Annotated in this window: 28 protein-coding genes and 1 tRNA gene; 18 read left to right on the top strand and 11 right to left on the bottom strand. The window is 60.8% G+C overall.

Features of this window, described 5'->3' with window-relative positions:
- The first annotated feature begins 123 nt into the window (after positions 1-123).
- The 3 genes from AB4Y87_RS13990 to AB4Y87_RS13980 all read left to right on the top strand — a co-directional run bounded on the left by AB4Y87_RS13990 (position 124) and on the right by AB4Y87_RS13980 (position 4,017).
- Positions 124-1,014: an intradiol ring-cleavage dioxygenase gene (locus AB4Y87_RS13990; protein WP_442004927.1), complete on the top strand. Its 891-nt coding sequence runs from the start codon at positions 124-126 to the stop codon at positions 1,012-1,014.
- Between the two features lie 37 nt (positions 1,015-1,051).
- Positions 1,052-2,359, top strand: a complete 1,308-nt coding sequence (locus tag AB4Y87_RS13985) for a M18 family aminopeptidase (RefSeq protein WP_442004926.1) — start codon at positions 1,052-1,054, stop codon at positions 2,357-2,359.
- A gap of 242 nt (positions 2,360-2,601) precedes the next feature.
- Positions 2,602-4,017, top strand: a complete 1,416-nt coding sequence (locus tag AB4Y87_RS13980; RefSeq protein WP_442004925.1) for an amino acid permease — start codon at positions 2,602-2,604, stop codon at positions 4,015-4,017.
- A 58-nt stretch (positions 4,018-4,075) separates the two neighbouring features.
- On the opposite strand, the gene AB4Y87_RS13975 is transcribed toward AB4Y87_RS13980, so the two are convergent.
- The 3 genes from AB4Y87_RS13975 to AB4Y87_RS13965 form a co-directional block, all read right to left on the bottom strand.
- Positions 4,076-4,498, bottom strand: coding sequence for a hypothetical protein (locus AB4Y87_RS13975; RefSeq protein WP_442004924.1), 423 nt, complete (start codon positions 4,496-4,498; stop codon positions 4,076-4,078).
- 75 nt (positions 4,499-4,573) lie between these two features.
- Entirely contained in the window at positions 4,574-5,233 is a 660-nt protein-coding gene (locus AB4Y87_RS13970) for a DUF1345 domain-containing protein (protein ID WP_442004923.1), read from the bottom strand.
- 6 nt (positions 5,234-5,239) lie between these two features.
- Positions 5,240-5,383, bottom strand: a complete 144-nt coding sequence (locus tag AB4Y87_RS13965; RefSeq protein ID WP_442004922.1) for a hypothetical protein — start codon at positions 5,381-5,383, stop codon at positions 5,240-5,242.
- A gap of 127 nt (positions 5,384-5,510) precedes the next feature.
- Here AB4Y87_RS13965 and AB4Y87_RS13960 point away from each other — a divergent pair.
- The 5 genes from AB4Y87_RS13960 to rplI all read left to right on the top strand — a co-directional run bounded on the left by AB4Y87_RS13960 (position 5,511) and on the right by rplI (position 7,658).
- Positions 5,511-5,593 (top strand) — tRNA-Leu (locus AB4Y87_RS13960).
- Positions 5,594-5,873: 280 nt separating this feature from the next.
- Complete coding sequence (rpsF, locus tag AB4Y87_RS13955; protein WP_021473324.1) at positions 5,874-6,179, top strand: 30S ribosomal protein S6; 306 nt, start codon at positions 5,874-5,876, stop codon at positions 6,177-6,179.
- 50 nt (positions 6,180-6,229) lie between these two features.
- A complete protein-coding gene (locus tag AB4Y87_RS13950; RefSeq protein ID WP_216924481.1) occupies positions 6,230-6,820 on the top strand; it encodes a single-stranded DNA-binding protein in 591 nt (196 codons plus the stop codon).
- Between the two features lie 127 nt (positions 6,821-6,947).
- On the top strand, positions 6,948-7,187 hold the full coding sequence (gene rpsR, locus AB4Y87_RS13945; RefSeq protein ID WP_003800144.1) for a 30S ribosomal protein S18: 240 nt from the start codon (positions 6,948-6,950) through the stop codon (positions 7,185-7,187).
- Positions 7,188-7,205: 18 nt separating this feature from the next.
- Complete coding sequence (rplI, locus tag AB4Y87_RS13940) at positions 7,206-7,658, top strand: 50S ribosomal protein L9 (RefSeq protein ID WP_442004921.1); 453 nt, start codon at positions 7,206-7,208, stop codon at positions 7,656-7,658.
- Between the two features lie 139 nt (positions 7,659-7,797).
- Here rplI and AB4Y87_RS13935 read toward each other — a convergent pair whose 3' ends face one another.
- Positions 7,798-8,220, bottom strand: a complete 423-nt coding sequence (locus tag AB4Y87_RS13935) for a DUF1801 domain-containing protein (RefSeq protein WP_442004920.1) — start codon at positions 8,218-8,220, stop codon at positions 7,798-7,800.
- A gap of 55 nt (positions 8,221-8,275) precedes the next feature.
- Here AB4Y87_RS13935 and AB4Y87_RS13930 point away from each other — a divergent pair, with 55 nt between their 5' ends.
- The 4 genes from AB4Y87_RS13930 (at position 8,276) to AB4Y87_RS13915 (ending at position 11,534) form a co-directional block, all read left to right on the top strand.
- Entirely contained in the window at positions 8,276-9,127 is an 852-nt protein-coding gene (locus AB4Y87_RS13930) for a PhzF family phenazine biosynthesis protein (protein ID WP_442004919.1), read from the top strand.
- A 54-nt stretch (positions 9,128-9,181) separates the two neighbouring features.
- On the top strand, positions 9,182-9,973 hold the full coding sequence (locus AB4Y87_RS13925) for an IclR family transcriptional regulator (protein WP_442004918.1): 792 nt from the start codon (positions 9,182-9,184) through the stop codon (positions 9,971-9,973).
- Positions 9,974-10,030: 57 nt separating this feature from the next.
- Positions 10,031-10,930 carry a diacylglycerol/lipid kinase family protein gene (locus tag AB4Y87_RS13920; protein ID WP_442004917.1) on the top strand — a complete coding sequence of 300 codons (900 nt, stop codon included), beginning with the start codon at positions 10,031-10,033 and terminating at the stop codon, positions 10,928-10,930.
- A gap of 157 nt (positions 10,931-11,087) precedes the next feature.
- The gene (locus tag AB4Y87_RS13915) at positions 11,088-11,534 is read left to right on the top strand and encodes a hypothetical protein (RefSeq protein ID WP_442004916.1); all 447 of its coding nucleotides are present in this window, start codon (positions 11,088-11,090) and stop codon (positions 11,532-11,534) included.
- Between the two features lie 7 nt (positions 11,535-11,541).
- Here AB4Y87_RS13915 and AB4Y87_RS13910 read toward each other — a convergent pair whose 3' ends face one another.
- Positions 11,542-12,432 carry a hypothetical protein gene (locus tag AB4Y87_RS13910; RefSeq protein ID WP_442004915.1) on the bottom strand — a complete coding sequence of 297 codons (891 nt, stop codon included), beginning with the start codon at positions 12,430-12,432 and terminating at the stop codon, positions 11,542-11,544.
- Positions 12,433-12,524: 92 nt separating this feature from the next.
- Between AB4Y87_RS13910 and AB4Y87_RS13905 the strand changes: the two genes are divergently transcribed.
- Positions 12,525-12,977 (top strand): SRPBCC family protein, encoded by a 453-nt coding sequence (locus AB4Y87_RS13905; protein ID WP_442004914.1) that lies wholly within the window; start codon positions 12,525-12,527, stop codon positions 12,975-12,977.
- Here the strand turns inward: AB4Y87_RS13905 and AB4Y87_RS13900 are convergent.
- A complete protein-coding gene (locus AB4Y87_RS13900) occupies positions 12,974-13,948 on the bottom strand; it encodes a hydroxymethylglutaryl-CoA lyase (protein WP_442004913.1) in 975 nt (324 codons plus the stop codon). The genes AB4Y87_RS13905 and AB4Y87_RS13900 overlap by 4 nt on opposite strands.
- Complete coding sequence (locus tag AB4Y87_RS13895; RefSeq protein WP_442004912.1) at positions 13,945-15,195, bottom strand: CaiB/BaiF CoA transferase family protein; 1,251 nt, start codon at positions 15,193-15,195, stop codon at positions 13,945-13,947. The genes AB4Y87_RS13900 and AB4Y87_RS13895 overlap by 4 nt, the downstream gene beginning before the upstream one ends.
- 114 nt (positions 15,196-15,309) lie before the next feature.
- On the opposite strand from AB4Y87_RS13895, the gene AB4Y87_RS13890 reads away from it, so the two are divergent.
- From AB4Y87_RS13890 to AB4Y87_RS13875, 4 genes are all read left to right on the top strand, one after another.
- Positions 15,310-15,822, top strand: coding sequence for a GNAT family N-acetyltransferase (locus tag AB4Y87_RS13890; protein WP_442004911.1), 513 nt, complete (start codon positions 15,310-15,312; stop codon positions 15,820-15,822).
- A 96-nt stretch (positions 15,823-15,918) separates the two neighbouring features.
- Complete coding sequence (locus AB4Y87_RS13885; protein ID WP_442004910.1) at positions 15,919-16,944, top strand: alpha/beta hydrolase; 1,026 nt, start codon at positions 15,919-15,921, stop codon at positions 16,942-16,944.
- 71 nt (positions 16,945-17,015) lie between these two features.
- Complete coding sequence (locus AB4Y87_RS13880; protein WP_442004909.1) at positions 17,016-17,501, top strand: DUF1801 domain-containing protein; 486 nt, start codon at positions 17,016-17,018, stop codon at positions 17,499-17,501.
- A gap of 100 nt (positions 17,502-17,601) precedes the next feature.
- Positions 17,602-18,225, top strand: coding sequence for an FMN reductase (locus tag AB4Y87_RS13875; RefSeq protein WP_442004938.1), 624 nt, complete (start codon positions 17,602-17,604; stop codon positions 18,223-18,225).
- Here AB4Y87_RS13875 and AB4Y87_RS13870 read toward each other — a convergent pair.
- From AB4Y87_RS13870 to AB4Y87_RS13860, 3 genes are all read right to left on the bottom strand, one after another.
- Complete coding sequence (locus AB4Y87_RS13870) at positions 18,211-18,708, bottom strand: MepB family protein (protein ID WP_442004908.1); 498 nt, start codon at positions 18,706-18,708, stop codon at positions 18,211-18,213. The two genes, AB4Y87_RS13875 and AB4Y87_RS13870, sit on opposite strands and share 15 nt — an antisense overlap.
- Before the next feature lie 79 nt (positions 18,709-18,787).
- Positions 18,788-19,363 carry a hypothetical protein gene (locus AB4Y87_RS13865; protein ID WP_442004907.1) on the bottom strand — a complete coding sequence of 192 codons (576 nt, stop codon included), beginning with the start codon at positions 19,361-19,363 and terminating at the stop codon, positions 18,788-18,790.
- 7 nt (positions 19,364-19,370) lie between these two features.
- A complete protein-coding gene (locus AB4Y87_RS13860; RefSeq protein ID WP_442004937.1) occupies positions 19,371-19,841 on the bottom strand; it encodes a hypothetical protein in 471 nt (156 codons plus the stop codon).
- A gap of 631 nt (positions 19,842-20,472) precedes the next feature.
- On the opposite strand from AB4Y87_RS13860, the gene dnaB reads away from it, so the two are divergent.
- Positions 20,473-21,858, top strand: coding sequence for a replicative DNA helicase (gene dnaB / locus AB4Y87_RS13855; protein ID WP_442004906.1), 1,386 nt, complete (start codon positions 20,473-20,475; stop codon positions 21,856-21,858).
- Between the two features lie 22 nt (positions 21,859-21,880).
- Here dnaB and AB4Y87_RS13850 read toward each other — a convergent pair whose 3' ends face one another.
- A complete protein-coding gene (locus AB4Y87_RS13850) occupies positions 21,881-22,369 on the bottom strand; it encodes a cupin domain-containing protein (protein WP_442004905.1) in 489 nt (162 codons plus the stop codon).
- Between the last annotated feature and the right edge of the window lie 73 nt (positions 22,370-22,442).

Here is a 22,442-nt window from a genome sequence, read left to right as displayed (position 1 = left end):
TTACAAGCATATAGAAATGTTTATATTGCACACACTGTTCGCGAGTCCTTAGCCCGCAGCTTTCACAGCTCCCCCATGGGTTTGGCATGTACAAGGCACAGCCCCTGTGGGTTTGATGGACCCATGACCTCCCCGCAGCCCCATCCAGACCACGATCGCGGCCTTGAATTCGATCTCTCCACTCTCCTTAGCCGCCGGCGCACATTGGGCGTCCTGTTCGGCGCCGGGACGGCAGCAGCCCTGGCTGCTTGTACGCCGGGTTCCGGAGGTGGCAGCGCATCGCCGTCGTCGTCTTCCAGCGCTGCTGCCGCTACCGGAACAGAAAGCACGACGGCGGCCGGAACGCCTTCCGCCACCAGTACCGTGACGCGTGCACTCGCTGAATGCGGAGTAGAGATCCCCGAGGAAACACTCGGCCCCTACCCCGGCGATGGTTCCAATGGGCCGAATGTGCTCGAAGCATCGGGAGTGGTCCGCAAGGACATCACCTCAAGCTTCGGTAGCTCCACCTCGAAGGCCACCGGTGTCCCACTGACTTTCACGCTAACTCTGCTGGACAACGCCAACGGGTGCTCGCCGCTGGCGGGCGCAGCGGTCTATGCATGGCACTGTGACCAGAATGGAAAGTATTCCCTGTACGACTCGGGGCTGAAGAACGAGAACTACCTCCGGGGCGTCCAGGAAGCCGACAGCAACGGCCAGGTCACTTTCACCACCATCTATCCCGGCGCCTACAGTGGCCGGTGGCCTCATATTCACTTTGAGGTATTTGAATCCATGAGCAACACGTCTGCGGCTGGGCAGGTGTTGGCAGTTTCCCAGATTGCCCTGACGGAGGCGGCCTGCAAGGACGTCTACGCCTCGGCGGGATATGAATCGAGTGGCCGGAACTTCGCAAAGAGCACCCTGGCAGACGACAACGTCTTTGGTGACGATGGAGGCATATATCAGCTGGCCACCATGTCTGGTTCGGTCCAGGGAGGTTACACAGCCGCGCTGAACGTCACGGTCTGACGCGAGGAGGTCGAAGCGCGCGGCTAGACTCGGGGGCATGCCTTCGAATGCCTCCGCAGCAGTTGACCACGTCCAGGACCTCGGTGCGTATGTTTCGGCGTCGCCGTCCAGCTTCCATGCAGTGCACGAGGCCGCTCGCCGGCTGAATAGCGCTGGCTTCAGCTCACTGGATGAACTGCAGCCGTGGGAAGGTGGCGCGGGTAACTTCTACGTCATCCGCGATGGCGCCCTGATCGCATGGGTTACTCCCCAAAATGCTGGTCCCACCACAGGCTTCAATATCCTGGGCGCCCACACGGACTCCCCCTCCTTCAAACTGAAGCCGAAGCCCACCACTGGCAAGTTCGGTTGGCTGCAAGCAGGAGTCGAGGTGTACGGCGGGCCTCTCCTTAACTCCTGGCTGGACCGCGAGCTGCAACTGGCCGGCCGCTTGGTGCTACGCGACGGCACGCACCACTTGACTGCAACCGGCCCGCTCCTGCGCTTCCCGCAACTGGCTATCCACTTGGACCGTGCGGTCAATGACAGTGGCCTCCTTCTGTCCAAGCAGCAGCACATGAACCCGATTTTCGGGCTGGGCGAGCCGGCCAACGAGGATCTCTTAGGCCTGCTTGCCGGTCGAATCGAGGGCATCACCGTTGATCCGGCAGATATCGGGGGTTACGACGTCGTGGTGGCGGACACGCAGGCACCCGCGGTTTTCGGCGCAAAGGGTGAGTTCTTCGCCTCCGGCCGCTTGGACAACCTTTCTTCGACCCACGCTGGCTTGGTGGCATTGATAGAACATGCGAAAGCGGGCGCTCAGGACGGCCCCATCGCTGTCCTCGCCGCGTTCGACCATGAAGAGATCGGTTCCAACTCGCGCTCGGGCGCCTGCGGACCCATCCTTGAGGACATCCTGACCCGAATCTCTGACGGTCTTGGCGCCTCGGGGAGCCAGCGGCGTCAGTCCCTGGCAGCGTCGTTCTGTCTCTCTGCCGATGCCGGCCACGCCGTCCACCCGAACTACGCTGAGCGGCATGATCCCGTAAACCGTCCCGTACTCAACGGTGGGCCGCTGTTGAAGATCAACGCCAACCAGCGCTACGCCACCGACGCGACGGGAGCTGCGCTGTGGGCGCGTATGTGCAAGGACGCTAATGTGCCGTATCAGGAATATGTCTCCAACAACGACCTTCCGTGCGGTTCCACCATCGGTCCACTGACCGCGACGCGGCTGGGCATCAGGACAGTTGATGTCGGCATCCCCCTGCTGTCCATGCATTCGGCACGGGAGTTGTGCGGCGTCGAGGACCCGCTCCGTTTGGCTTCTGTGGCGGAACTGTTCTTCCGGACCCAGGTCTAAGTTCCCGCATGGAGGCTAAAAAGCCTCAAAGACTCATTTCAATGGCGTTTCTAAAGTTTCCTATAGGAAACTTTCGATGCTTATTATCATACTTTTTGTGCATGCTTCCTTTTTTGAGAACCGCAAAATGTGCACCCGCACAGGATTTTTGCCCTGCCCGGATGGCTACTGTGGAAAAGCCATGTGGCCCGCTGCACATCAACTCGGGCACTCTCCAAAGACACTAAGGACGGCGCCGACCCATGCACGCTGACCAACAGCTCTCAAAGTCCCTGAAACCACGACACCTCTCCATGATCGCCATTGCCGGCGTGATTGGTGCTGGGCTGTTTGTGGGCTCCGGTGCCGCAATCCAACAGGCTGGGCCGGGCATCCTCGTCGCCTATTTGGCTGCTGGCCTGGTGGTTATCCTCGTCATGAGGATGCTTGGCGAGATGGCCGCGGCCAACCCGGAGACAGGCTCCTTCTCCACCTATGCAGACAAGGCGCTGGGCCGCTGGGCCGGATTCAGTATCGGCTGGCTCTACGCGTGGTTCTGGATCATCGTGCTCGGCATCGAGGCCACCGCCGGCGCTGCCATCATGCATCGCTGGGTTCCAGGCGTCGACCAATGGGTTTGGGCACTGGTTCTCATGGTGCTTCTGACGCTGACGAATCTTGGCTCGGTGAAGTCGTACGGCGAGTTCGAATTCTGGTTCGCATCCATCAAGGTGGCCGCAATCGTCATCTTCCTGCTCGCAGGCATTGCAGCGATCCTTGGCCTGATCCCGGGCGTTTCCGCGCCGGGCGTCGCCAACCTCCTGGATCAGGGCGGCTTCATGCCCAACGGTCCGGGCGCTGTCCTGGCCGGCATCCTCGTGGTGGTCTTCTCGTTCTTCGGTGCCGAGATTGCCACCATCGCCGCTGGTGAATCCGAAAATCCTGTGGACGCCGTCAAGAAGGCCGTGAAGTCCACGGTATGGCGCATTCTTATCTTCTACATCGGCTCCATTGCCATTGTGGTCACGCTCCTGCCGTGGAACAGCGCTTCAGTTGCCAAGAGCCCGTACGTTGCCGTGATCGAGCTCTACGGAATCCCGGGTGCCGGCACCATCATGGACATCGTGGTCCTCACATCGGTTCTTTCCTGCCTGAACTCGGGTCTGTACACAGCAAGCCGCATGCTTTTCTCGCTCTCGCAGCGTGGCGACGCCCCCAAATCCTGGATGAAGATTTCCAAGCGCGGCGTGCCTGCGGCGGCAGTACTGGCCTCCACCGTGGTCGGGTTCATCACGGTTGGCCTGAACTACGTTGCTCCGGACACCGTGTTCCTGTTCCTTGTCAATACGTCCGGTGCCATCGCCTTGTTTGTGTGGCTGGTCATCGCCAGCTCACAGCTCATCCTTCGCCGCCGAATGGGCGCGGCCGCCAAGGACCTCGATCTCAAGATGTGGTTCTTCCCGTACCTCACGTGGATGGCGATTGGAAGCATCATCGCGCTCATCATCGGCATGGTGATCCTTGAATCCACACGAGAATCGCTCTTCCTCTCGCTTGCTCTGGCTGCGGTTGTCGTCGCCATCGGCGTATTCCGATACCGCAAGCGCGGGACGCAGTCCGCTCCGGTGGGTGATGGGCAAGCCGAGCGTGTGACGTTGGGTTCCGGTCCGGCGTCGTAAGCGTCCTTTCGTCCGGGCAGCCGCCGTCAGCGTTCGACGGCGGCTGCCCCGTTTGTGGTTAAGGCACCTCAACGGGGAGGTACTGGATGGGCCCGGGGCATTGTGCGCCGGTGGTGTCCGGAACACCCGGTATCGCAGGGATGTCGAAGATGGCGTCCCGCTGGCGTTTGCCTGTCTCCTTGACCACAACGCGGACCCTGGCCACCACGCCCGGAGTGGAGGTTGACTGCCCGGCGGGTAGGTACGGAGGCTCCTGAGGGACGAGCCAGCGGCCATCCGTCTGCTGCTGGAGGGGCCGCGGTGTGCAGCCGTCTCCGAAACATGCCTGGACGCGGCTTGGCGTCGACGCTATCTTCAGCTCGATCGGCGTGGCGCTCCCAATGGCTGGGCACACGCGCGACTTGTCCACCGCGAACCACACCAGTCCGCCGATCGCGGCCACGAGAATGACGGCCGCAACCCAAATCAGCCGGGGCTTCATGGCAAGTAGCCTACGCCTGGGTGCGCCGCCGGGAACTTAGCGTCCCACCGGGAACGGAGCGTCGGGCGGTATGGGCTACTGGGCCAAGCCGATAACGAGGTTGATGGTGACTGCCAGGATAACGGTGCCGAACAGGTAGGACAGCAGACTGTGTTTCAAGGCCTCAAGCCGGATCCTATGGTTGCTCAGGTTGGTGTCTGAGACCTGATACGTCATGCCCAGGCTGGTGGCCAGGTAAGCGAAATCCGTGTATTGCGGTGGGCGATCCTGGTTAAAGCTGATGCCGCCAACTCCACCACCGGCGTCGGCGTCAGGGCTGTAGTAGAGCTCCGCATAGCGCAGGGTGAAGAGCGTTTGGACCAGCGTCCAGGACAGGGCTACGCATGCAAGGGACAGTGCGGCCGAGTAAAAGCGCGTGTCCGATCCTTCGGTGTGCGAGTTGACGATGACCGCGACCGCGGCTGCGATGCTGGCCAGGTTTGCGATGAGGATCAGAAGGTCGGTGGCCCCACGGGACGGGTCCTCGGAGGTCGCGTGGTGCTGCGTTTCGGCGGGATCCATCCGCGCTATCACCAGCCACACCCACGCAACATAGATCAGCGCGGCCGTTGCCCAGCCCACGGCCGGGGCATCAACCCAGCTGCCTGCGAAGCCTGTGACCACGAAGGCTGCGGCGCCCGCTGCCACCATGACAACGAAGCGCAACCGGCTGCGCCTGACTCGGACATTGTTCATGGCCACCTAGTCACCGACGCCGGTGCTGCTGCGCTTCTTGTCGGCCTGAAGGATGCCATCCCGTACGCCCGAACGGACCACGAAATAGAGGGCGTAGAGGAAGATCGCTGCGAAAACGACTGTCAGGACCAGGGAGTTGAGTGCATCCATGCCCCCACCCTAGCTCGGGTTCCCCTTTTGATCCGGGACGCAGGAATCTACGGAATGGGCATCCTCGTGTTAGTGTCTTTGTCGCTGTTACGGAGAAAAACGAAACACTGTTTCTTCGAATCACCCTGCGCGGGTGGCGGAATGGCAGACGCGCTAGCTTGAGGTGCTAGTCCTCGAAAGGGGGTGGGGGTTCAAGTCCCCCTCCGCGCACAGGAGACCCCTGGAAGATCGCTGATCTTCCAGGGGTTTTGTCGTTTCAAGCGGGCGCCAGCTTCCTGCAGAGCCGGGGTTATCCACATACGGCAACTGGCAGGTTTCGGTCCGCGACCCCACCGAATAGCTTTGAGTGCAGGAGATGCACTAAGATATTGAAGTCTGTGTTGCGCCCTCCTTCCGAGTCTTCGGCGGGGGAGCGAGCCACAGCATCGCAAATGAACCTCCTGTTACGGAAATACCGTAACCGCTTAGCCCAAAGGAGGTGGGTTCACATATGCGTCCTTACGAATTGATGGTAATCATCGACCCCGAGGTCGAAGAGCGTACCGTAGAGCCGTCGCTTCAGAAGTTCCTCAATGTCATCACCACCGATGGTGGAACCATCGAGAAGGTTGACATCTGGGGCCGTCGCCGTCTGGCATACGACATCAAGAAGAAGTCCGAAGGTATCTACGCAGTGGTGAACTTCACCGCTGAGCCGGCTACCGCCAAGGAACTTGACCGCCAGCTGTCTCTTAACGAGACGATCATGCGCACCAAGATCATCCGCCCCGAAGACCAGAAGGTCGTTGCTGAGTAATCAGCCCCTTCCAGATCTTTACACCGCAGGAACGAACAAGGAGGCAGTAGATGGCAGGCGAAACCACTATTACGGTTATCGGTAATCTCACCAATGACCCGGAGCTGCGGTTCACCCCGTCTGGCTCAGCAGTAGCGAACTTCACCATCGCTTCTACTCCCCGGACCTTTGACCGCCAGTCGAATGAGTGGAAGGACGGGGAAACCCTGTTCCTCCGCGCTTCTGTCTGGCGCGAAGCAGCCGAGAACGTGGCCGAGTCCCTCACCAAGGGCATGCGCGTCATTGTCTCCGGCCGTTTGAAGAGCCGTTCTTACGAAACCAAAGAAGGCGAGAAGCGCACCGTTATCGAGCTTGAGGTCGATGAAATCGGCCCCAGCTTGCGTTACGCAAACGCCAAAGTCAACCGTACCCAGCGCTCCGGTGGCCAGTTCGGCGCCGGAAACGGTGGCCAGGGTGGCTTCGGTGGCGGTAACGCCGGTGGCTTTGGAGGAGGTGCAGCAGCTGGTGCAAGCCAGGGCGGCAACTCCGGTGGAAACTGGGGCGGCAACCAGCCCGCACAGCAGGATGACCCTTGGGCTACGCCCGGTGTCAGCAATGCAGGCGGCTGGGGCAACGGCCCGGATTCCGAACCTCCCTTCTAAACACCAAGAAAAAGTCCGACGCCGGAACCCGCCGGGACTGCCGCAAGGCATCCGGGCGATTACCGCCGTCGAACACCACCATCCCGTGGATCAATATCCACGGGCTCCATAGAAAAGGAGCTCCACGATGGCTAAGGCTGAACTCCGTAAGCCCAAACCAAAGTCCAACCCCTTGAAGGCCGCTGACATCACCGTCATCGACTACAAGGACGTAGCACTGCTGCGCAAGTTCATCTCCGACCGCGGAAAGATCCGCGCTCGTCGCGTTACTGGCGTTACCGTTCAGGAACAGCGCAAGATCGCCCAGGCAATCAAGAACGCCCGCGAAGTTGCTCTGCTGCCTTACTCCGGCGCTGGCCGCGGCTAAGGGAAGGGATTAACTAACATGGCAAAGCTCATTCTGACCCACGAAGTAACCGGTCTCGGTGCTGCTGGCGACGTTGTCGAGGTCAAGGACGGTTACGCACGTAACTTCCTGCTGCCCCGCGGCTTCGCTCTGACTTGGACCAAGGGTGGCGAGAAGCAGGTTGAGTCCATCAAGGCTGCCCGCGCTGCTCGTGCCCACGCTTCTGTTGAAGCTGCACAGGCACAGGCTCAGGCTCTGTCCTCCAAGAAGGTCAAGCTCGAGGTGAAGGCCGGCGAGTCCGGTCGTCTCTTCGGCACCGTCAAGCCTGYTGATGTCGCTGCTGCTGTTGAGGCCGCTGGCCTCGGCGCCATCGACAAGCGCAACGTTGAACTGCCGAACCACATCAAGTCTGTCGGTTCGTACCAGGCCAACGTTCGCCTGCACGAGGATGTTTCCGCTGTTATCGACCTCGAGGTCGTTGCAGGGAAGTAGTCTCTGACTGCTAAGAAGGACCCCCGTCACCGGTTTCCGGTTGTGGGGGTCCTTTTGTTGCCCCCAACCCGCGCCGAGATGGCATTTAATGCCAATCCGGAGCGCTGGGATTGTCATTAAATGCCACCTCGGCGGAGATTTACGGGGTGTGGAGCTCCGACATGACGTGTTGGTAGCCCGTCCGGATCATCTCTGCGAGGACCTCACGGTCCACGTCGTCCAACCTATTGATGTATAAACATGCGGCTCCGGTCTTGTGCTTGCCCAACTCCGGAAGCAGGCGGTCGGCATCGGGGCCGTATGTGAGGCCATAGAGCGCCAGGTTCGCCTTGCGCGGTGAGAATCCGACGGCGGCGGAGTCACCTTCCCGTCCGCTCTCGTATTTGTAGTGGTAGCTGCCGAATCCCACGATGGTCGGCCCCCACATAACCCCTTCCTCGCCAGTGATCTCCTGCATCATCCTCCGCAGTTCCAAGCCATCGGCGCGCCGGCCAGGGTGCTCCACGGAGGACAGGAATTCATCCACGGACATGCTCGTGGGCTGGGTCTTGTTCTCTGCCATGCTCGTAGTTTTGCATGGGCACGCCTGGCCAGCCACCCAGTGATAGCCTGCAGCGGTGACTTCAGAATCCTTGCGCATCCGCCCGTTCCACCAAGTTGACGTCTTCTCAGCCCAGCCATATCGCGGTAACCCGCTGGCAGTAGTAGTTGACGCAGAGGGACTGAGCAGCGAGGCGATGCAGCACTTTGCTAATTGGACCAATCTCTCCGAGACCACCTTCCTTCTCCCTCCAACAGATCCGCGTGCCGATTACCGTGTACGCATCTTCACGGGCAGCGAGGAGTTCCCGTTCGCTGGGCACCCAACCCTCGGTTCCGCACACACCTGGCTGCAGGCGGGGGGAGAGTCCAAGGAAGACGGCGTCGTGGTGCAGGAATGTGGCGCAGGTTTGGTCCGGGTGAAGCACGACGCCGGTCGGCTGGCTTTTGCTGCACCACCACTGACCCGCTTCGAGCCGGTGGATGCCGATGTTCGTTCCCAGCTGGCGGCCGGTCTTAGGCTCCCGGAGGACTCCTTGCTGGACGCATCATGGCTGGTGAACGGCCCTGAGTGGGTTGGTGTCCTGCTTGAGTCCGCCGAACAGGTCCTGGCGATCGAGCCGGATCTGGTGGCCATGGGTGATCTCAAGGTCGGGGTGATCGGCCCGCACGAGCCCGGTTCCGACGTCGACTTTGAAGTGCGGACGTTCATTCCAGGCGACGCGATGGTGGAAGATCCCGTGACCGGCAGTTTCAATGCCGGTGCAGCGCAGTGGCTGATCGGCAGCGGCCGGGCTCCTGAAGAATACGTGGCGGCGCAGGGCACTGCCTTGGGCAGGGCGGGTCGCATCCATGTGAAGGCTGGGGGCGGTGACATCTGGGTCGGAGGGGCATCTGTTACTTGCATCCAGGGCACGGTCCTGCTGTAGTTCTACCGGCCCGGGGATTGGCGTCCCCTCCGGCGAGCGTTTAGCGTGAGACTTATGTCAGCATCCGATGCTTCCGTGAAGGCCAACGGCAACCCTTTGCTTGTCCTTGGCAAGATCACGTCCATCCTGGACGCCTTTTCCCTCTCGAAGCCGGTGCTGCAGCTGAGCGACATTCGCGAGTACACCGGGATGCCGACATCCACGGTGCAGCGTCTCGTCACCAACCTGACGTCCCAAGGATTCCTGGACCGGGAGGGCGACGCGTACCGCATCGGCATGCGGATGGCCTATTGGGCGGCTCCGGCCACCCGTGGCATGGAAGTGGTGGACATCCTCAGCCCGCTACTCAAGACGTTGCGCGATACTACTGGTGAGACAGCATGCTTCTTCAAAGCAGAACAGCACTACCGCGTATGCGTCGCCATGGCAGATACCCGTCACGCGCTCCGCCGGGAGATGCACCTTGGCAAGATCATTCCGCTCCACGCAGGTTCGGCCGGCAGGGTCCTGCTCGCTTGGTCTCCTGAATTAATGGAGGCTGTCCTTCGCGACCCGTTGGAGCCCATTACCGACTACACGATCACCAGCTCCGAGGAATTGGAGATTGCGGTCAAGAAGACGCGGGCCGATGGCTTTGCGATCACTGTAGGGGAGCGGGAAGACGGGGCCTCCGGGCTTTCGGCGCCAGTGTTCGATTCAGCCGCTGCCCTGGTGGGCGCAGTCACCATCAGCGGCCCCAAGCTGCGGATGCCACTGGAAACGTGCCAGGTGTGGGTGGAACCTTTGCTTGCGACCGCCGAACATATGACCAGACTCATTGGTGGGCGTTTCCCGGGGGAGTCGTAGGGGATATTAAGAGCGAACGGGTAGTAACCAAACGGGCGTACACGCAAGGAGCACATTATGGATTCTGCACGGACTTTTGAATCGATCGCCATTATTTTCAATCCCAACAGCACGGGTAATGCGCCCGAACTGGCCGAGCAATTACAGGTCAAGCTGAAGGACATGCTTCCCTACGCGCCGGAGATTACCCTGCAGCCCACCGAACACGCTGGACACGCCGTTGAGTTGGCCCGGACGGCGGCAGAAAAGGGAGGCGACGTCCTGGTTGTCTCTGTCAGCGGTGATGGTGGCTATAACGAGGTTGTCAACGGCGTGATGCACGCCGGAAATCCGCAGGCGGTATGTGCGGTCATGGCTGCGGGCAACGCCAATGACCACCGCCGGATCACGGGAACCAAGCCACTGGAAGAGGCCATTGCTGAGGGCCACGTCCGGAAGATTGACGTCCTGAGCATTCACACTGGCCAAAAAGACGGCGAGCCTTTGGAGTATGCGCATTCCTACATTGGCTTCGGCCTCACACCTGTTGTGGCCACCGAACTGGAAAAGGGTAGCAAGGGAGCCCTGACTGAAATGGTCTCCGTCATCAAGACCTTCTCAAAGTTCGAGCCCTTCGCCATCCGCACCTCCGATGGCAGACGCAGGAAATTCGACAGCCTGGTTTTCGCCAACATCCCCGAAATGGCCAAATACGCCACGCTCAGTGAGGCCGAAGATCATCCGTCGGACGGAAAGTTCGAAGTAATCGTCTTTCCGCACATGCCCAAATGGAAGGTGTTGCTGACTGCCCTCCGCGCAACCACGCAGGGCCTTGGCGATCAGCCGAGCGTGAGCAGCTACGAATTCACTACGCTCAAGCCCCTGCCGTACCAGATGGACGGCGAAGTGAAGACGGTGGAAGCCCATGTGAAAGTCAGGGTGGAATGCGCTCCGGCCGCTCTGGCGACAGTGGGCTAAGTAAGGCCGGTGCACGGCCAACCTAGCCGCGCGGAGATTTGCGTCACGTTTCCCCATGAACACTCACATAGCAAGTATCGGCACGTCACCTGTCATGGCGAACAGGCATCGAGACAAGGCCGTGTAGTCACAGTGCGAGGGGAAAATGAAACGTCTATTGAAAACCCGAACAACAACTGTCCTTCTGGGTGCAGTTCTTCTCGGGGGTGCCGGAATCGGAGTTGCCAGCGCTACATCCCAGCCGACGGYCAAGCCCCAAGTAGTGCCGCATGCGCCAGCTGTCGTGTTAGGTGACGCCACCTTCGAGAAGAATGCCGCTGGCCAAACGTATGGCCTTCCAACTGAGGTCGATGGGGTTTCCCTTGAACCGGACCTGATTCGGGCGTATGCAACCAACGATCGAATTGGGTATGTCAAGAACGAGGAACGAAAAGTAGCAACTGGCGATCCATCGCTGTTCAAGTCGCCAGAAGAGGCATTGCATTGGCAGGCAAGCCGGGCCAAGGGTCCGGTGAGTATCCCGGTTTACGAGCTCGACGGCGTCACCATCATAGGTGAATTCGTCTTCTCGGATGGGACCGTCACTTCGAGTAGTGACGAATAGAAAATCCCTAATGAACGGCTCCACCACAGGCCGCCGTCACGAAGTCGTAGATACGCCCACGCAACTCATTCGATGCCGCAACTTTCAGTACGCCTTCCCGGCCGCCCACCGAAATCCTTAGCGGCAACAGTGTTCCAACCTTGTCCTCGGCCACTGCATGCGGGTCGCATCGCGCCGGACGGATAGTCAAGGGCACCTCCTTCGGGGCCGCACCGGATGATATCGCGATGTCCCGCGGCCAAGGATCCGCGGGCGATTCGGCCAGCAGGGTGGTTCCGTCGATGGAGTTGATCGTGAGCTTTTGCGGTGACTCACCAGGAGTGCTCGCAGGAGTAATGACAAGACGCACGACGGCGGTGCGACCCGCCGGGGCCACCTCAAGATCGGGGTCCAAGACGATGGCAGCTACGGCGGCAGCGTCGGCTGCCAAGCACAGCTCGTCGGCGTTCCGGGGCAGGACGTTGAACGGATCCCGCGCCTCAACCGAGGTTTCTGTGGGTCCCTTGGCTGGCTCCGAATATTGAACGACGGCCATGAGGGGTTCAGTAGGCGACTGCCCGCAATACGGCGCAGGCAGGTTGGCGGGAAGGCTCTTGGGCTGCCGGGGTGGTAGCTCCAGGGCGCCGCCTGTTGGCTCCCAGATGATGTCCTTCTCAAACAACGCGGACTTCAGCCGCGCACCGCTCACGGTAACGGGAGTGTCTGTGGTGTTGGTGAGCTGTATGAGGATGGCTTGCTTGCCGTATTGGTCCCGGGATTGATTAACCTCCACCGAAATGGGTTGTGGCCCGGAACTGGTCGGCGGTTCTTGGTCGGGGGAGCCGTCACATGCCGCCAGCGGCAGGGTGGACAACAGAGCCAGGCCTGCCGCCCAATACCGCCATTCCCTGCACACCATGCCAACAGTGTAGGCGGCCTATGGCGGACAATTTATAAGCATGCTTAGCTTAGTCTCACCACAGATGACGAAGGCACACAGAAGGGAACTCCATGTCCACCGTTACCCAGCTGTTCAAGTCTTCTGCCGCAGACGTCTGGAACGTCATCGCTGACGGCTGGCTATACTCCGGCTGGGTTGTTGGCGCCTCAAGGATTCGCGCGGTGGATGACCAGTGGCCACGAGTCGGTTCCAAACTCCATCACTCCGTGGGAGCCTGGCCTCTCCTCCTCAACGACAGCACCAGCGTCACCGCCGTCGAACCTGGCCGGAGCCTGGAACTCCTGGCCCGTGGCTGGCCCGTAGGTGAAGCAACGGTCCGCATCACTTTGGAGGACCTGGGTGGTAACCAGTGCCGCGTTTCCATGGCCGAAGACGCGATCCGGGGCCCGGGAAAGGTGGTGCCAAAGGCACTTAGGGATCCGATGATCACCGTCCGCAACCGGGAAACTCTACGTCGTCTGGAGCTGATGGCGGCTGGCGGAGCGGGGAAGCCCAGCAGCTAGTCGCCCCCTGGGGAGGGGATGACCCAGTCAAAGGCTGCCGCCCGGGAGCGGGCGCCTTGGGCAGCCTTTGAACGGTTGGGTTCGCCCAGCTCTGCCAGCAGCTTCTCGGACAATACCACAAGTTCCCCGAACACATCCGGTGTCAGCCATTCGGGACGTGTGGCAAACAGGATGTCCTCGCTGGAAGTGTTGCCGCTGGCGCCGGGTGCGAAGGGGCAGCCACCCAGGCCTCCCAAGGCGCCGTCCACCATTGCAGCGCCCGCCTGGATTGCGGCGAGCGTGTTGGCGACGCCCAGGCCCCAAGTGTCGTGGCCGTGATAGACGATCCGCCGGGCAGGAGAATCATCCCGCACACGCGCGATCAGGCTGGACACCTGGGCAGGAACGGCCTGCCCCAAGGTGTCGCAGATGACGATGTCAGTGGTGCCCTCCGCCCGGGGATCATTGGCAATGGACAGGATTCGCTCCTCGGGAACGTAGCCTTCGAAAGGACAGGTGAAGGACGTCGCGATGCACAACTGAATCTGGCCATTCACTGCACGCGCGTACTCAACGGCCTCAGGCAAAGCAGCCAGGCTCTCGTCCGTCGTCCGGCCGATGTTCGCCTTGTTGTGTGAATCCGAAGCAGACAGGCAGTACTGAAAATTGCGCGCGCCTGCAGCTGATGCCTTGGCAACGTGGCCGGGTGTCGCTACCCAGATCCAGCACTTTTCGAGTTCCTCGGGCGTGAGAGCCCGGACCACCTCCAGAGTGTTGGCCATGGTGGGGACGAGGTCCGCGCGCGCCATGGATCCGAGCTCGATCGCCGGGACGCCCAGGCGCAGCAACTCGCGGACTGTTTCGATCTTTTGCTCTGTCGGCAGGAGTTTTCCGGTGAGCTGCAGCCCGTCCCGCAAGGTGACGTCCCTCAGGATGACGCTGCCCAAGGTGTTTCCAAGCGTTGTGGCGTGGGTGCTTTCAAAGCCGTTCATGGTCGGAGAGCCTCCTCGCGGCCGGAAGCCGCATCGATTTGGGCAGCATCCAAGTGAAGGAGCCCGCCAAGGATTTCTTCAGTATTCTCGCCGAGGTCCGGCCCAAGATTGCGGATGGGCAGGGACTGCTCCCCGATCACGGGCACGATACCCGGGAAACCTACTCCCGGGAGGATCTCCTCGCCTGTGGAAACATCGAACTTCTGGATCATGTTGCGGGCCGCGTACTGGCTGTCTGTGCTGATATCCGCGGCTGTGTAGATAGGACCAGCAGGAACTCCTGCCTCCTCCAGGGCGGCCAATGCTTCAGACGCGGTCAGCTGCCCGGTCCACTCGCCGATTGCCTGGTCCAGTTCCTCGCGGCTGGCCCAGCGCCCGGCATTTGTCTGCAGTGCTGGGTCCTCAGCCAAGTCCGGCCGGCCGATGGTCTGCATGTATCGCTGGAAAATCGAGTCGCCATTTCCGGCTACGACAATGCTGGCGCCGTCCTTACACACGTACGCATTCGAGGGCGCAATGCCTTCCATCCGGCCACCCACGCGCTGCCGGTCCACGCCGTAAGCCTGATAGTCAGGAATCAGCGATTCCATCATGGAGAACATCGCTTCGTTCAGCGCGACATCGATGATGCGCTCGGTGAGGGGAACAGCGCCAGTCGAGCTTCGGCGTCGTGCTTCACGTTGGTACAGGCTCATCATGGAGCCGAAGGCGGCGTAAAGGCCCGCGATCGAGTCTCCGATGGAGACGCCCACGCGCACCGGAGCGCGGTCCGGATCCCCCACCAGATTGCGGAAACCGCTAAAGGCCTCGGCGACGGCGGCAAACCCAGGCCGCTCGGACAAGGGCCCGGTCTGTCCAAAGGCAGAGATGCGGGTGACGATGAGGTCCGGATTGGCTTCGTTGAGGACTTCCGGTCCGAGGCCCCACTTCTCCAGCGTTCCGGGGCGGAAGTTCTCAAGCAGGATGTCCGACTTGGCAACCAAGGCCAGGACAGCCTGCTTGCCGGCCTCGGTGCGGAGGTCCAGGACCACTGACTTCTTGTTGCGGTTCAGCGTGCGGTAGAGCATGGAGGTGTTGCCCTTGTGGAGTCGCCAGTTGCGGAGCTCGTCGCCGGTGCCTGGACGCTCGACCTTGATGACTTCGGCGCCGAAATCGGCCAGCAGCCTGCCAGCCGTGGGGGCGGCGATGTAATTGCCGAGTTCGAGGACTCGGACGCCGTCCAACGGGGCGATTGTTTCGTGTGTCATGGTCTTCTCTCGTGCGGGGCTGATGCGTTCCCTGTGAGACGCGCCATATTCGCTAATCCCATACTATGAGTCTGAACTCATATTGAAAGCCTTCCCACAAATTAGACTGTCCCAATGTCTTTCCTCATACGTCCCGCTCGTGAGAGTGACGTTCCTGGCATCAGCGAAGTAGAGCTCACCGCCGGGCGAACATCCCTGGCCGCTGCCGGCAGGTTCGGAGAAGGAATCAGTGCCGCGATCAGGGATTCCCATCGGCTGGTCCTGGTGGCTGAAGCGCCACCGGACATGCCCCGGGATGGAGGTTCCGCCGTCGTGGGTTGGTCCAAAACGCACTATTGGGACTATTCCGACGGACACGCGCCGGCTGGCCATTACCTCGGCGGAATCACTGTTGCTCCGCATTTTCGTCGCCAAGGGGTGGCGGCAGCGCTGACGGAGGCGAGGCTGGAGTGGATCTGGGAGCGGGCGGATACGGCGTGGTACGTGGTCAATTCCCGTAATCAGGCGTCGCTCGCCCTCCACCAGCGTTGGGGCTTTCAGGAGTTGGCCCGCGGTCCCGGATTTCACATGGTAACGTTCGACGGCGGTGAGGGACTGCTGCTCAGGGCGCCCCGCCCGGAGGTCTAAAGAAGGGGACGCGGGCGATTTCACTGCCGTGCCCTTCGTGATGCAACTCCGGCGGCTTAGCATGGTCCCCAAGTACACCGACTGGGGGAGTGTGTAATGGGGCCACTGGAATCGACTCAAGCCAGCATGACTGGCGCGGCATCAGCCCGAACAGCGGCGGGAGGCGATTCCCCCTTAGGCTCAGGCTCCCGTGCGGCTTTGCGGGCCAAACGACGGCGCCCTTCCCGCCTGAGGAAACTGGACCTGGCCATCATTCTGGTCCTGATCATCCTCCTAGCCGTTTCCGCTACTCCTTGGCCGTCCGCCATGTTAATTCGCAGCGTTTTTGAACGCGGAGCTCAGTCCACTATTGATGAGATGACGCCGTATGTCCCGGACACTCCATTGCAGGAGCTCTCCGATGTCGTTTACAAGCCTGGCTCTGCCTTTGACGTTTTCAGCCCTGCGGGCACCACCGCGGCGCTCCCGACCATCGTTTGGATTCACGGCGGCGCATGGATTTCCGGGGCTCAAGGCGATGTGGAACCCTATCTTCGGATTCTTGCCGCTGAGGGATACACGACCATCGGGATGAGCTACCCGATTGCACCGGAGGCCGTCTATCCGACGGCTGTGCGGGACATCAATGATGCCCTTGGCTATATCAAGGCACACGCCACAGAATTGAATGTGGACACCACGCGGATTGTCCTGGCCGGCGATTCTGCAGGAGCGCAGTTGGCCAGCCAAATGACCACTCTCACTGTTAATCCCGAGTACGCCAACCTGATGGGGATCAAACCCGCGCTCCAGAAATCGGACCTTGCTGCCACCATCCTGCATTGCGGAGTCTACGATCTCCGGGCGATGGCGGACCTCAATGGCTTGGTGGCGTGGGGCTTCAAAACCTCGCTGTGGGCATACACGGGAACGAAGGACTGGTCCTCCACATATGCCGGCAGCACCATGTCCACCATCGATTTCGTGACCAAGGATTTCCCGCCGACCTTCATCAGTCGGCGGCAATGGCGATGGTCTGACGTGGCTTCAGTCGGTTCCCTACAGCAATCGCCTGAAGGAAGCGGGTGTTCCGGTGACCGAATTGTTTTGGGCTGCGGACCACGATCCCGAGCTGCCGCATGAGTACCAGTTCCACTTGAACTTCAGCGAGGCTCGCGATGCCAGGGACAAGACCTTCGACTTCCTGTCCACGCATGCCGCTAGAACGAATTGAGGTAAATGCCGTGGAGCACTCGGAAGAACATATCGAGGCCGGAGCCTTCTCCCTGCCGGAAGCCATGACCGGGAGGGCAAGCCCCGCCAAGGCGGCAGTTGGCGACGAGCCCGTCTTCGCCTACATTGCCAGCCTTCCGCAGCCTCAGCGTGGCGTCGCCGAAGCCATTGATGCGCTGGCGGCCAAGACACTACCGGGGCTCGGGCGCTCGGTGAAATGGGGCATGGCGTATTACGGCGTCGGCGACGGCTGGTGCTTCAGCTGCGGTGGCTTCGCTGGCCACGTCAAACTCATGTTTATCAATGGCGTGACACTCCAGCCGGTGCCGCCGGTGACGCCCGTGGGAATGGGCAAAGCGACGCGGGGTGTGGAGCTCGAATCCGTTGACGACATCGACGAAGACCAAATTGCGACCTGGATGAAACAGGTCACGGCCGTCCCGGGTGTTGGAGGAAAGAAGCGCTGACCGTAGATACCGTGCGGGAATAGTTTGTGATGCTCCCCCGTTCACTCATTTAGATGCATATGCATGTATGCTGGGAATGAACGAGCAACAGGAGAATGCCATGGAAACCCGCCGCATCACAGTCCTTTCCGCCGGACTCGGCGTCCCGTCGTCGAGCCGTCTGCTGGCCGACCAGTTGGCGGCCTCCGCCGAGCGGGAGCTGCGGGCGGCAGGCTACGAGGCGAGGATCGACGTCGTCGAACTTCGAGATTTGGCCGTGGACATCGCCAACAACTTCGTCACCGGTTACGCCGCTCCGCGCCTCGCAGAGGTGATTGCCGGCGTCGAGGATTCCGATGGCATCATCGCCGTAAGCCCTGTTTTCAGCGCGTCCTACAGCGGCCTCTTTAAGTCCTTCATCGACGTCCTGGACCCCAAGTCCCTCGACGGCAAGGCCGTACTGCTTGGCGCCACCGGCGGTACCGACCGCCACCAGATGGTCCTGGACTACGCCATGCGTCCGCTGTTCAGCTACCTGCGGACCCGGGTTGCGTCCACCGGCGTCTTCGCCGGGCCCCAGGACTGGGGAAACGACGACGGCGGCTCGCCCCTCTCGGCCCGCGTAGACCGGGCTGCCGGTGAACTCGTGCAACTGCTCAGCGGCCCCCAGCCCGGTCGCAAGGCCCCAGCCCTGGAGTCGCTGCCATTCGAACAGCTGCTGGCCGGTATTTCAGCTGGCAGGTAATCCTATGTCATTGGAGTCGTGGAAGTAGGCGCATTGCCACTCCTGCGTCTTTCGCGCCTGGCGACTCGACGTAATGGACCACGGGGGATAAACGCGGAAACCACGCTTCCCACCGGTGCCGCCGACGGAAACTATGCCGTGGCTGATCAGGGCTGACCGTGGAAACACGAAGTGACCGGACTTCGCCCCTTCCCTTACTGAGATCACCAGGGTGTCCGCGTCGTCGGCGGAAGGGTGGTCCGCGGGGAAAGGTTCCGTGCCTCCGTCGGCCGATCGCCGCCACACAGCCACGAACAGACCCACCTTCGTCGGCGTGAGCTTGCCGACCCGGAAACGAATCGACGCCCTGCCACTGATGGCGATAGCGGCTCCGTACTCTGCGTTGTCGGCCTCCGGAGTGGGTTGGGGGCACTCCCTCCCAAGCCGTTTGATGAGCCGCTGTGCTTCGACCAGCTCCGGAGGGATCATCCGTTCAGTATGCATGGTCCTTCCAACTCTTCGAATTTCAGGCGTCGCTCAGAAGGAAGGATTCCTGGGGGACCTGTTCGACTTTTAGTCGCGCTTACTCGTCCAGGAGTTCGATGAATTCACGGGCCTGTTTGATGGTGATGTCAGAGTGCCGTGTGAGGGCCAGAGCTGCGCCCTCCACATCCCCACTTTTTGCCAGCGTCCGGATTCGTCCGTAGATCTCGTCGTTGAGCATGTTGCTGCTCACCTCGCGCGTCACGTCGCCTTTGCTGACGATCGCCCGGTACCGGTAGGGGAAGCGCTCGGGCTCGTCGTCGTCGTCTGACAACAGATCCTTGGGCTGCGCCTCTGGCGTGAAGGGCTGCGGGTGGGCGGCCAGTGCGCCGACGGCGTCGCGCGACGCCCGTAACCCCTCCCCGGTGGCCTGYAGATACAGCTTGATCGCTGCCATGCCCTGTCCTTGCGCTATGAGCGAGTAGAGCCGCCTGTGCTGTTCCTCGTTCAGCTTCGCCGCGGATTCTTTGGCCAGCTGAACAGGATCCTTGGGGGAGTTGGCTGCAGCAGCACCGGCCTTTGTCTCGGCCGAACGCTTGCTAAAGGAACGCATCAGCAGCAATACGCCCGCAATGACCGCGATCAAAATCACGAGCGGGACAAACAAGGAATCCATGGCGTTATCAGAGCCGATCTACGTAGTTCTTAGCAGTGAGTAAGTCTGAATGGGTGGCCTGGCGGAAGACCTTGATGGCTTCTATCTTGCGCCCGCCACGGACCAGGTTCTGCAACTCAAAGGCGAGCTGCGGATTCAGCTGTCCATTGGGGAGCACCGCAGGCTGGTGCCCCGCTGGTGTACCTGCCGTCCTGGCGATTTGGGCCTGATGAGCGGCCCGGCTTTGCTCTGTCTGCTGGGTGTGCTGGGCCTCGTTCTGGCTTGGCTTGGTGGAAGCCTCGATCTTGGCCCTGGCAGCAAGTGCAGCCTGAACTTGCGAGGCTTGGTGCGCTGCGGAACGGGCCGCAAGTTCGTGTTGATAGCGCTCGGCATCAGAAAGGCCTGTATCGCGCGGTTTGAAGGCCGCTGAAAGCGCCCACAGCAGGCCCACGAGGACAATTAGCGGAAGGGCAATCATCAGCACGTCACCAAAGTTCATCCCCATGCTTAGAGCTTATGCCAGAACTTGGTTATCCACAGCACATTCCAGTCTCGGCATAGACTTCTGAGAGGGCAGTGTCAAATTAAGGCCTGCTTTGTAAGATGCATCACATTTGCGGCATGTTTAGCATGGATTTGAGGCCCTGATGACCAACCAGATCAGCTGGGTCTGTGGATGGTTTTCCACCAAAACTTTCTTTGCTCCACAGCCTGTGATGAATGTTTCCGCAGGTCAGACCCTAGTTACTGCAAAAAGAATTTCTCTATCCACAGGGTAACGCACAGACTGTGCACAACGTGGGGGTGGTATTCCACAGGTTATCCACATGTGCACTTGACGGCGGACTTTGCGCCCGGACTGCACACCGCTAACGTGGCTCGGGTACCTGTTTCAGTATGGAATTTGCCCTCTCAGTGACCTTCAAGCAGCCGCGCGCAAACATGCTTGGGGAGACTTCTGTGGATAAGTTGTGGAAATTGGGGAAAGCCGAAAATTGTCGGACCCCCATGGATATAACAGGAGCACTCGGCTGGTCCGGAGGCTCGGGCAATCCATCCCAGGTTCACCTGCGCTTTACGCACCACTGAGGGATTAACTCTCTGCAGCGGTACACAAATGGAGGACGGCTTTGTCAGTTACGCACTTGGACTCGATCGAGGGCACACGCGCTTCGGACTCGAGCCGGAAACCTCCGCAGGATATCCCCGCTGAGCAGTCAGTCTTGGGCGGCATGATGTTGTCCAAGGATGCCATTGCCGATGTCGTGGAAATCGTCCGTGGTCATGACTTCTACCGTCCGGCTCACGAGACGATTTACGAGTCCATCATTGATCTCTATGGCCGCGGCGAACCTGCCGACGCTGTAACGGTTTCCGATGAACTGACCAAGCGAGGTGAGATCAACAGGATCGGCGGACCTGCCTACCTGCACGAGCTCATCCAAACTGTGCCTACGGCAGCCAACGCCGGCTACTACGCCGAGATCGTGGCAGAGCGCGCAGTGTTGCGCCGCCTCGTGAACGCCGGCACCAAGATTGTCCAGATGGGCTATGGCCAGGACGGCGAGGTGGAAGACCTCGTCAACCAGGCACAGGCCGAAGTCTATGCGGTTGCAGAAAAGCGCACTGCCGAAGACTACGTGGCGTTGAAGGACGTCATGGAGTCCACCGTGGACGAGATTGAAGCTTCCGGGCACCGCGGCGAGGGCATGGTTGGCGTTCCCACCGGATTCTACGAACTCGACGAGCTGACCCACGGCCTCCACCCCGGCCAGATGATCGTTATCGCTGCCCGTCCTGCGGTCGGTAAGTCCACATTCGCGCTGGACTTCGCTCGTTCCGCCGCCATCAAGAACAATCTGGCCACGGTCATGTTCTCCCTGGAAATGGGCCGGAACGAGATCGCCATGCGTTTGCTCTCGGCGGAGGCAACCATCGGGCTGCAGGACCTTCGTAAGGGCACCATCAAGGACGAGCAATGGTCCAAGATCGCCACCACAATGGGCCGCATGAACGACGCCCCGCTTTTCATCGATGACAGCCCCAACATGTCACTCATGGAAATCAGGGCAAAGTGCCGCCGGCTGAAGCAGCAGCATGACCTCAAGCTCGTGATCCTGGACTACCTCCAGCTGATGAGCTCCGGTAAAAAGGTTGAGTCCCGCCAGCAGGAAGTCTCCGAGTTCTCGCGTGCCCTCAAGCTGCTCGCCAAGGAACTTCAGGTTCCTGTCATTGCACTGTCACAGCTGAACCGTGGTTCCGAGCAGCGCCAGGACAAGCGCCCCATGGTGTCCGACCTCCGTGAATCGGGTTCCATCGAGCAGGACGCCGACATGGTCATCCTGCTCCACCGTGAAGATGTGTACGACAAAGAATCGCCGCGAGCCGGCGAGGCTGACATCCTCATCGCGAAGCACCGTAACGGTCCCACCAAGGACATTGTTGTTGCCTTCCAGGGCCACTACTCGCGCTTCGCGAACATGGCCGGCGATTCTGGTGGTGGGGGCGGGTTCTAACCCTTCAGGCTCAGGGCCCGGCCTAAGCGAACGGGGGAGGGCCAACGATTTCGATGCCGCCATTTACCCGACCGGATTCTCGAATCCGGTCGAAGTCCACGGCCTGAGCCTCGTCTTCCGTGCGAAGAGGTTCGCTGGCGCCGTCGTAAAACGCCTGCGAGCTGCCGGGTGTGTGGAGGCATAAAACGCGGGTTCCGTCCTGAAGAACTTTGAACGCGTGTGGCACGCCGCGGGGCGCAATGGTCACTCCGCCGGCGGCGACGCGATGCTCCTCACCGTCCATGTTCATCAGGATCTCTCCGGCCAAAATGTACATGGTCTCGTCAGAGGCCGGATGAGAATGCATCGGCGTCACTTTATTGAGGGACATCTCGTCTTCAAACAGGAGGAACGCCCCTGCTGTCTCGTCAGCCGTCGCCTTCCAGGTATGGACGCCACCACCGAAGAACCAGCGCTTGGCCCCCTCTCCAGACTGTCGGATGATTGCTGATGCTGCCTTCTTCGTCTCCATGATGCTCGCCTCAATGCGTTGTAGGAAGACTTTATGAGACGTATGTCTCATGACAAGACTCATGTACCATGAA

The sequence above is a fragment of the Paenarthrobacter sp. RAF54_2 genome (assembly GCF_052113945.1).
Classification (GTDB): Bacteria; Actinomycetota; Actinomycetes; order Actinomycetales; family Micrococcaceae; genus Arthrobacter.
This window is presented reverse-complemented; position numbering and strand designations above follow the sequence as displayed.

Coding starts and splice junctions, on each gene's coding strand:
- AB4Y87_RS13860 (WP_442004937.1), bottom strand. CDS start 19,841: ATGAACTTTGGTGACGTGCTGATGATTGCCCTTCCGCTAATTGTCCTC.
- AB4Y87_RS13950 (WP_216924481.1), top strand. CDS start 6,230: ATGGCAGGCGAAACCACTATTACGGTTATCGGTAATCTCACCAATGAC.
- AB4Y87_RS13875 (WP_442004938.1), top strand. CDS start 17,602: ATGGAAACCCGCCGCATCACAGTCCTTTCCGCCGGACTCGGCGTCCCG.
- rpsR (WP_003800144.1), top strand. CDS start 6,948: ATGGCTAAGGCTGAACTCCGTAAGCCCAAACCAAAGTCCAACCCCTTG.
- AB4Y87_RS13925 (WP_442004918.1), top strand. CDS start 9,182: ATGTCAGCATCCGATGCTTCCGTGAAGGCCAACGGCAACCCTTTGCTT.
- AB4Y87_RS13980 (WP_442004925.1), top strand. CDS start 2,602: ATGCACGCTGACCAACAGCTCTCAAAGTCCCTGAAACCACGACACCTC.
- AB4Y87_RS13965 (WP_442004922.1), bottom strand. CDS start 5,383: ATGGATGCACTCAACTCCCTGGTCCTGACAGTCGTTTTCGCAGCGATC.
- rpsF (WP_021473324.1), top strand. CDS start 5,874: ATGCGTCCTTACGAATTGATGGTAATCATCGACCCCGAGGTCGAAGAG.
- AB4Y87_RS13990 (WP_442004927.1), top strand. CDS start 124: ATGACCTCCCCGCAGCCCCATCCAGACCACGATCGCGGCCTTGAATTC.
- AB4Y87_RS13895 (WP_442004912.1), bottom strand. CDS start 15,195: ATGACACACGAAACAATCGCCCCGTTGGACGGCGTCCGAGTCCTCGAA.
- AB4Y87_RS13880 (WP_442004909.1), top strand. CDS start 17,016: ATGCCGCTAGAACGAATTGAGGTAAATGCCGTGGAGCACTCGGAAGAA.
- AB4Y87_RS13885 (WP_442004910.1), top strand. CDS start 15,919: ATGGGGCCACTGGAATCGACTCAAGCCAGCATGACTGGCGCGGCATCA.
- AB4Y87_RS13910 (WP_442004915.1), bottom strand. CDS start 12,432: ATGGTGTGCAGGGAATGGCGGTATTGGGCGGCAGGCCTGGCTCTGTTG.
- AB4Y87_RS13935 (WP_442004920.1), bottom strand. CDS start 8,220: ATGGCAGAGAACAAGACCCAGCCCACGAGCATGTCCGTGGATGAATTC.
- AB4Y87_RS13970 (WP_442004923.1), bottom strand. CDS start 5,233: ATGAACAATGTCCGAGTCAGGCGCAGCCGGTTGCGCTTCGTTGTCATG.
- AB4Y87_RS13890 (WP_442004911.1), top strand. CDS start 15,310: ATGTCTTTCCTCATACGTCCCGCTCGTGAGAGTGACGTTCCTGGCATC.
- AB4Y87_RS13850 (WP_442004905.1), bottom strand. CDS start 22,369: ATGGAGACGAAGAAGGCAGCATCAGCAATCATCCGACAGTCTGGAGAG.
- AB4Y87_RS13870 (WP_442004908.1), bottom strand. CDS start 18,708: ATGCATACTGAACGGATGATCCCTCCGGAGCTGGTCGAAGCACAGCGG.
- AB4Y87_RS13900 (WP_442004913.1), bottom strand. CDS start 13,948: ATGAACGGCTTTGAAAGCACCCACGCCACAACGCTTGGAAACACCTTG.
- AB4Y87_RS13975 (WP_442004924.1), bottom strand. CDS start 4,498: ATGAAGCCCCGGCTGATTTGGGTTGCGGCCGTCATTCTCGTGGCCGCG.
- AB4Y87_RS13985 (WP_442004926.1), top strand. CDS start 1,052: ATGCCTTCGAATGCCTCCGCAGCAGTTGACCACGTCCAGGACCTCGGT.
- AB4Y87_RS13920 (WP_442004917.1), top strand. CDS start 10,031: ATGGATTCTGCACGGACTTTTGAATCGATCGCCATTATTTTCAATCCC.
- AB4Y87_RS13905 (WP_442004914.1), top strand. CDS start 12,525: ATGTCCACCGTTACCCAGCTGTTCAAGTCTTCTGCCGCAGACGTCTGG.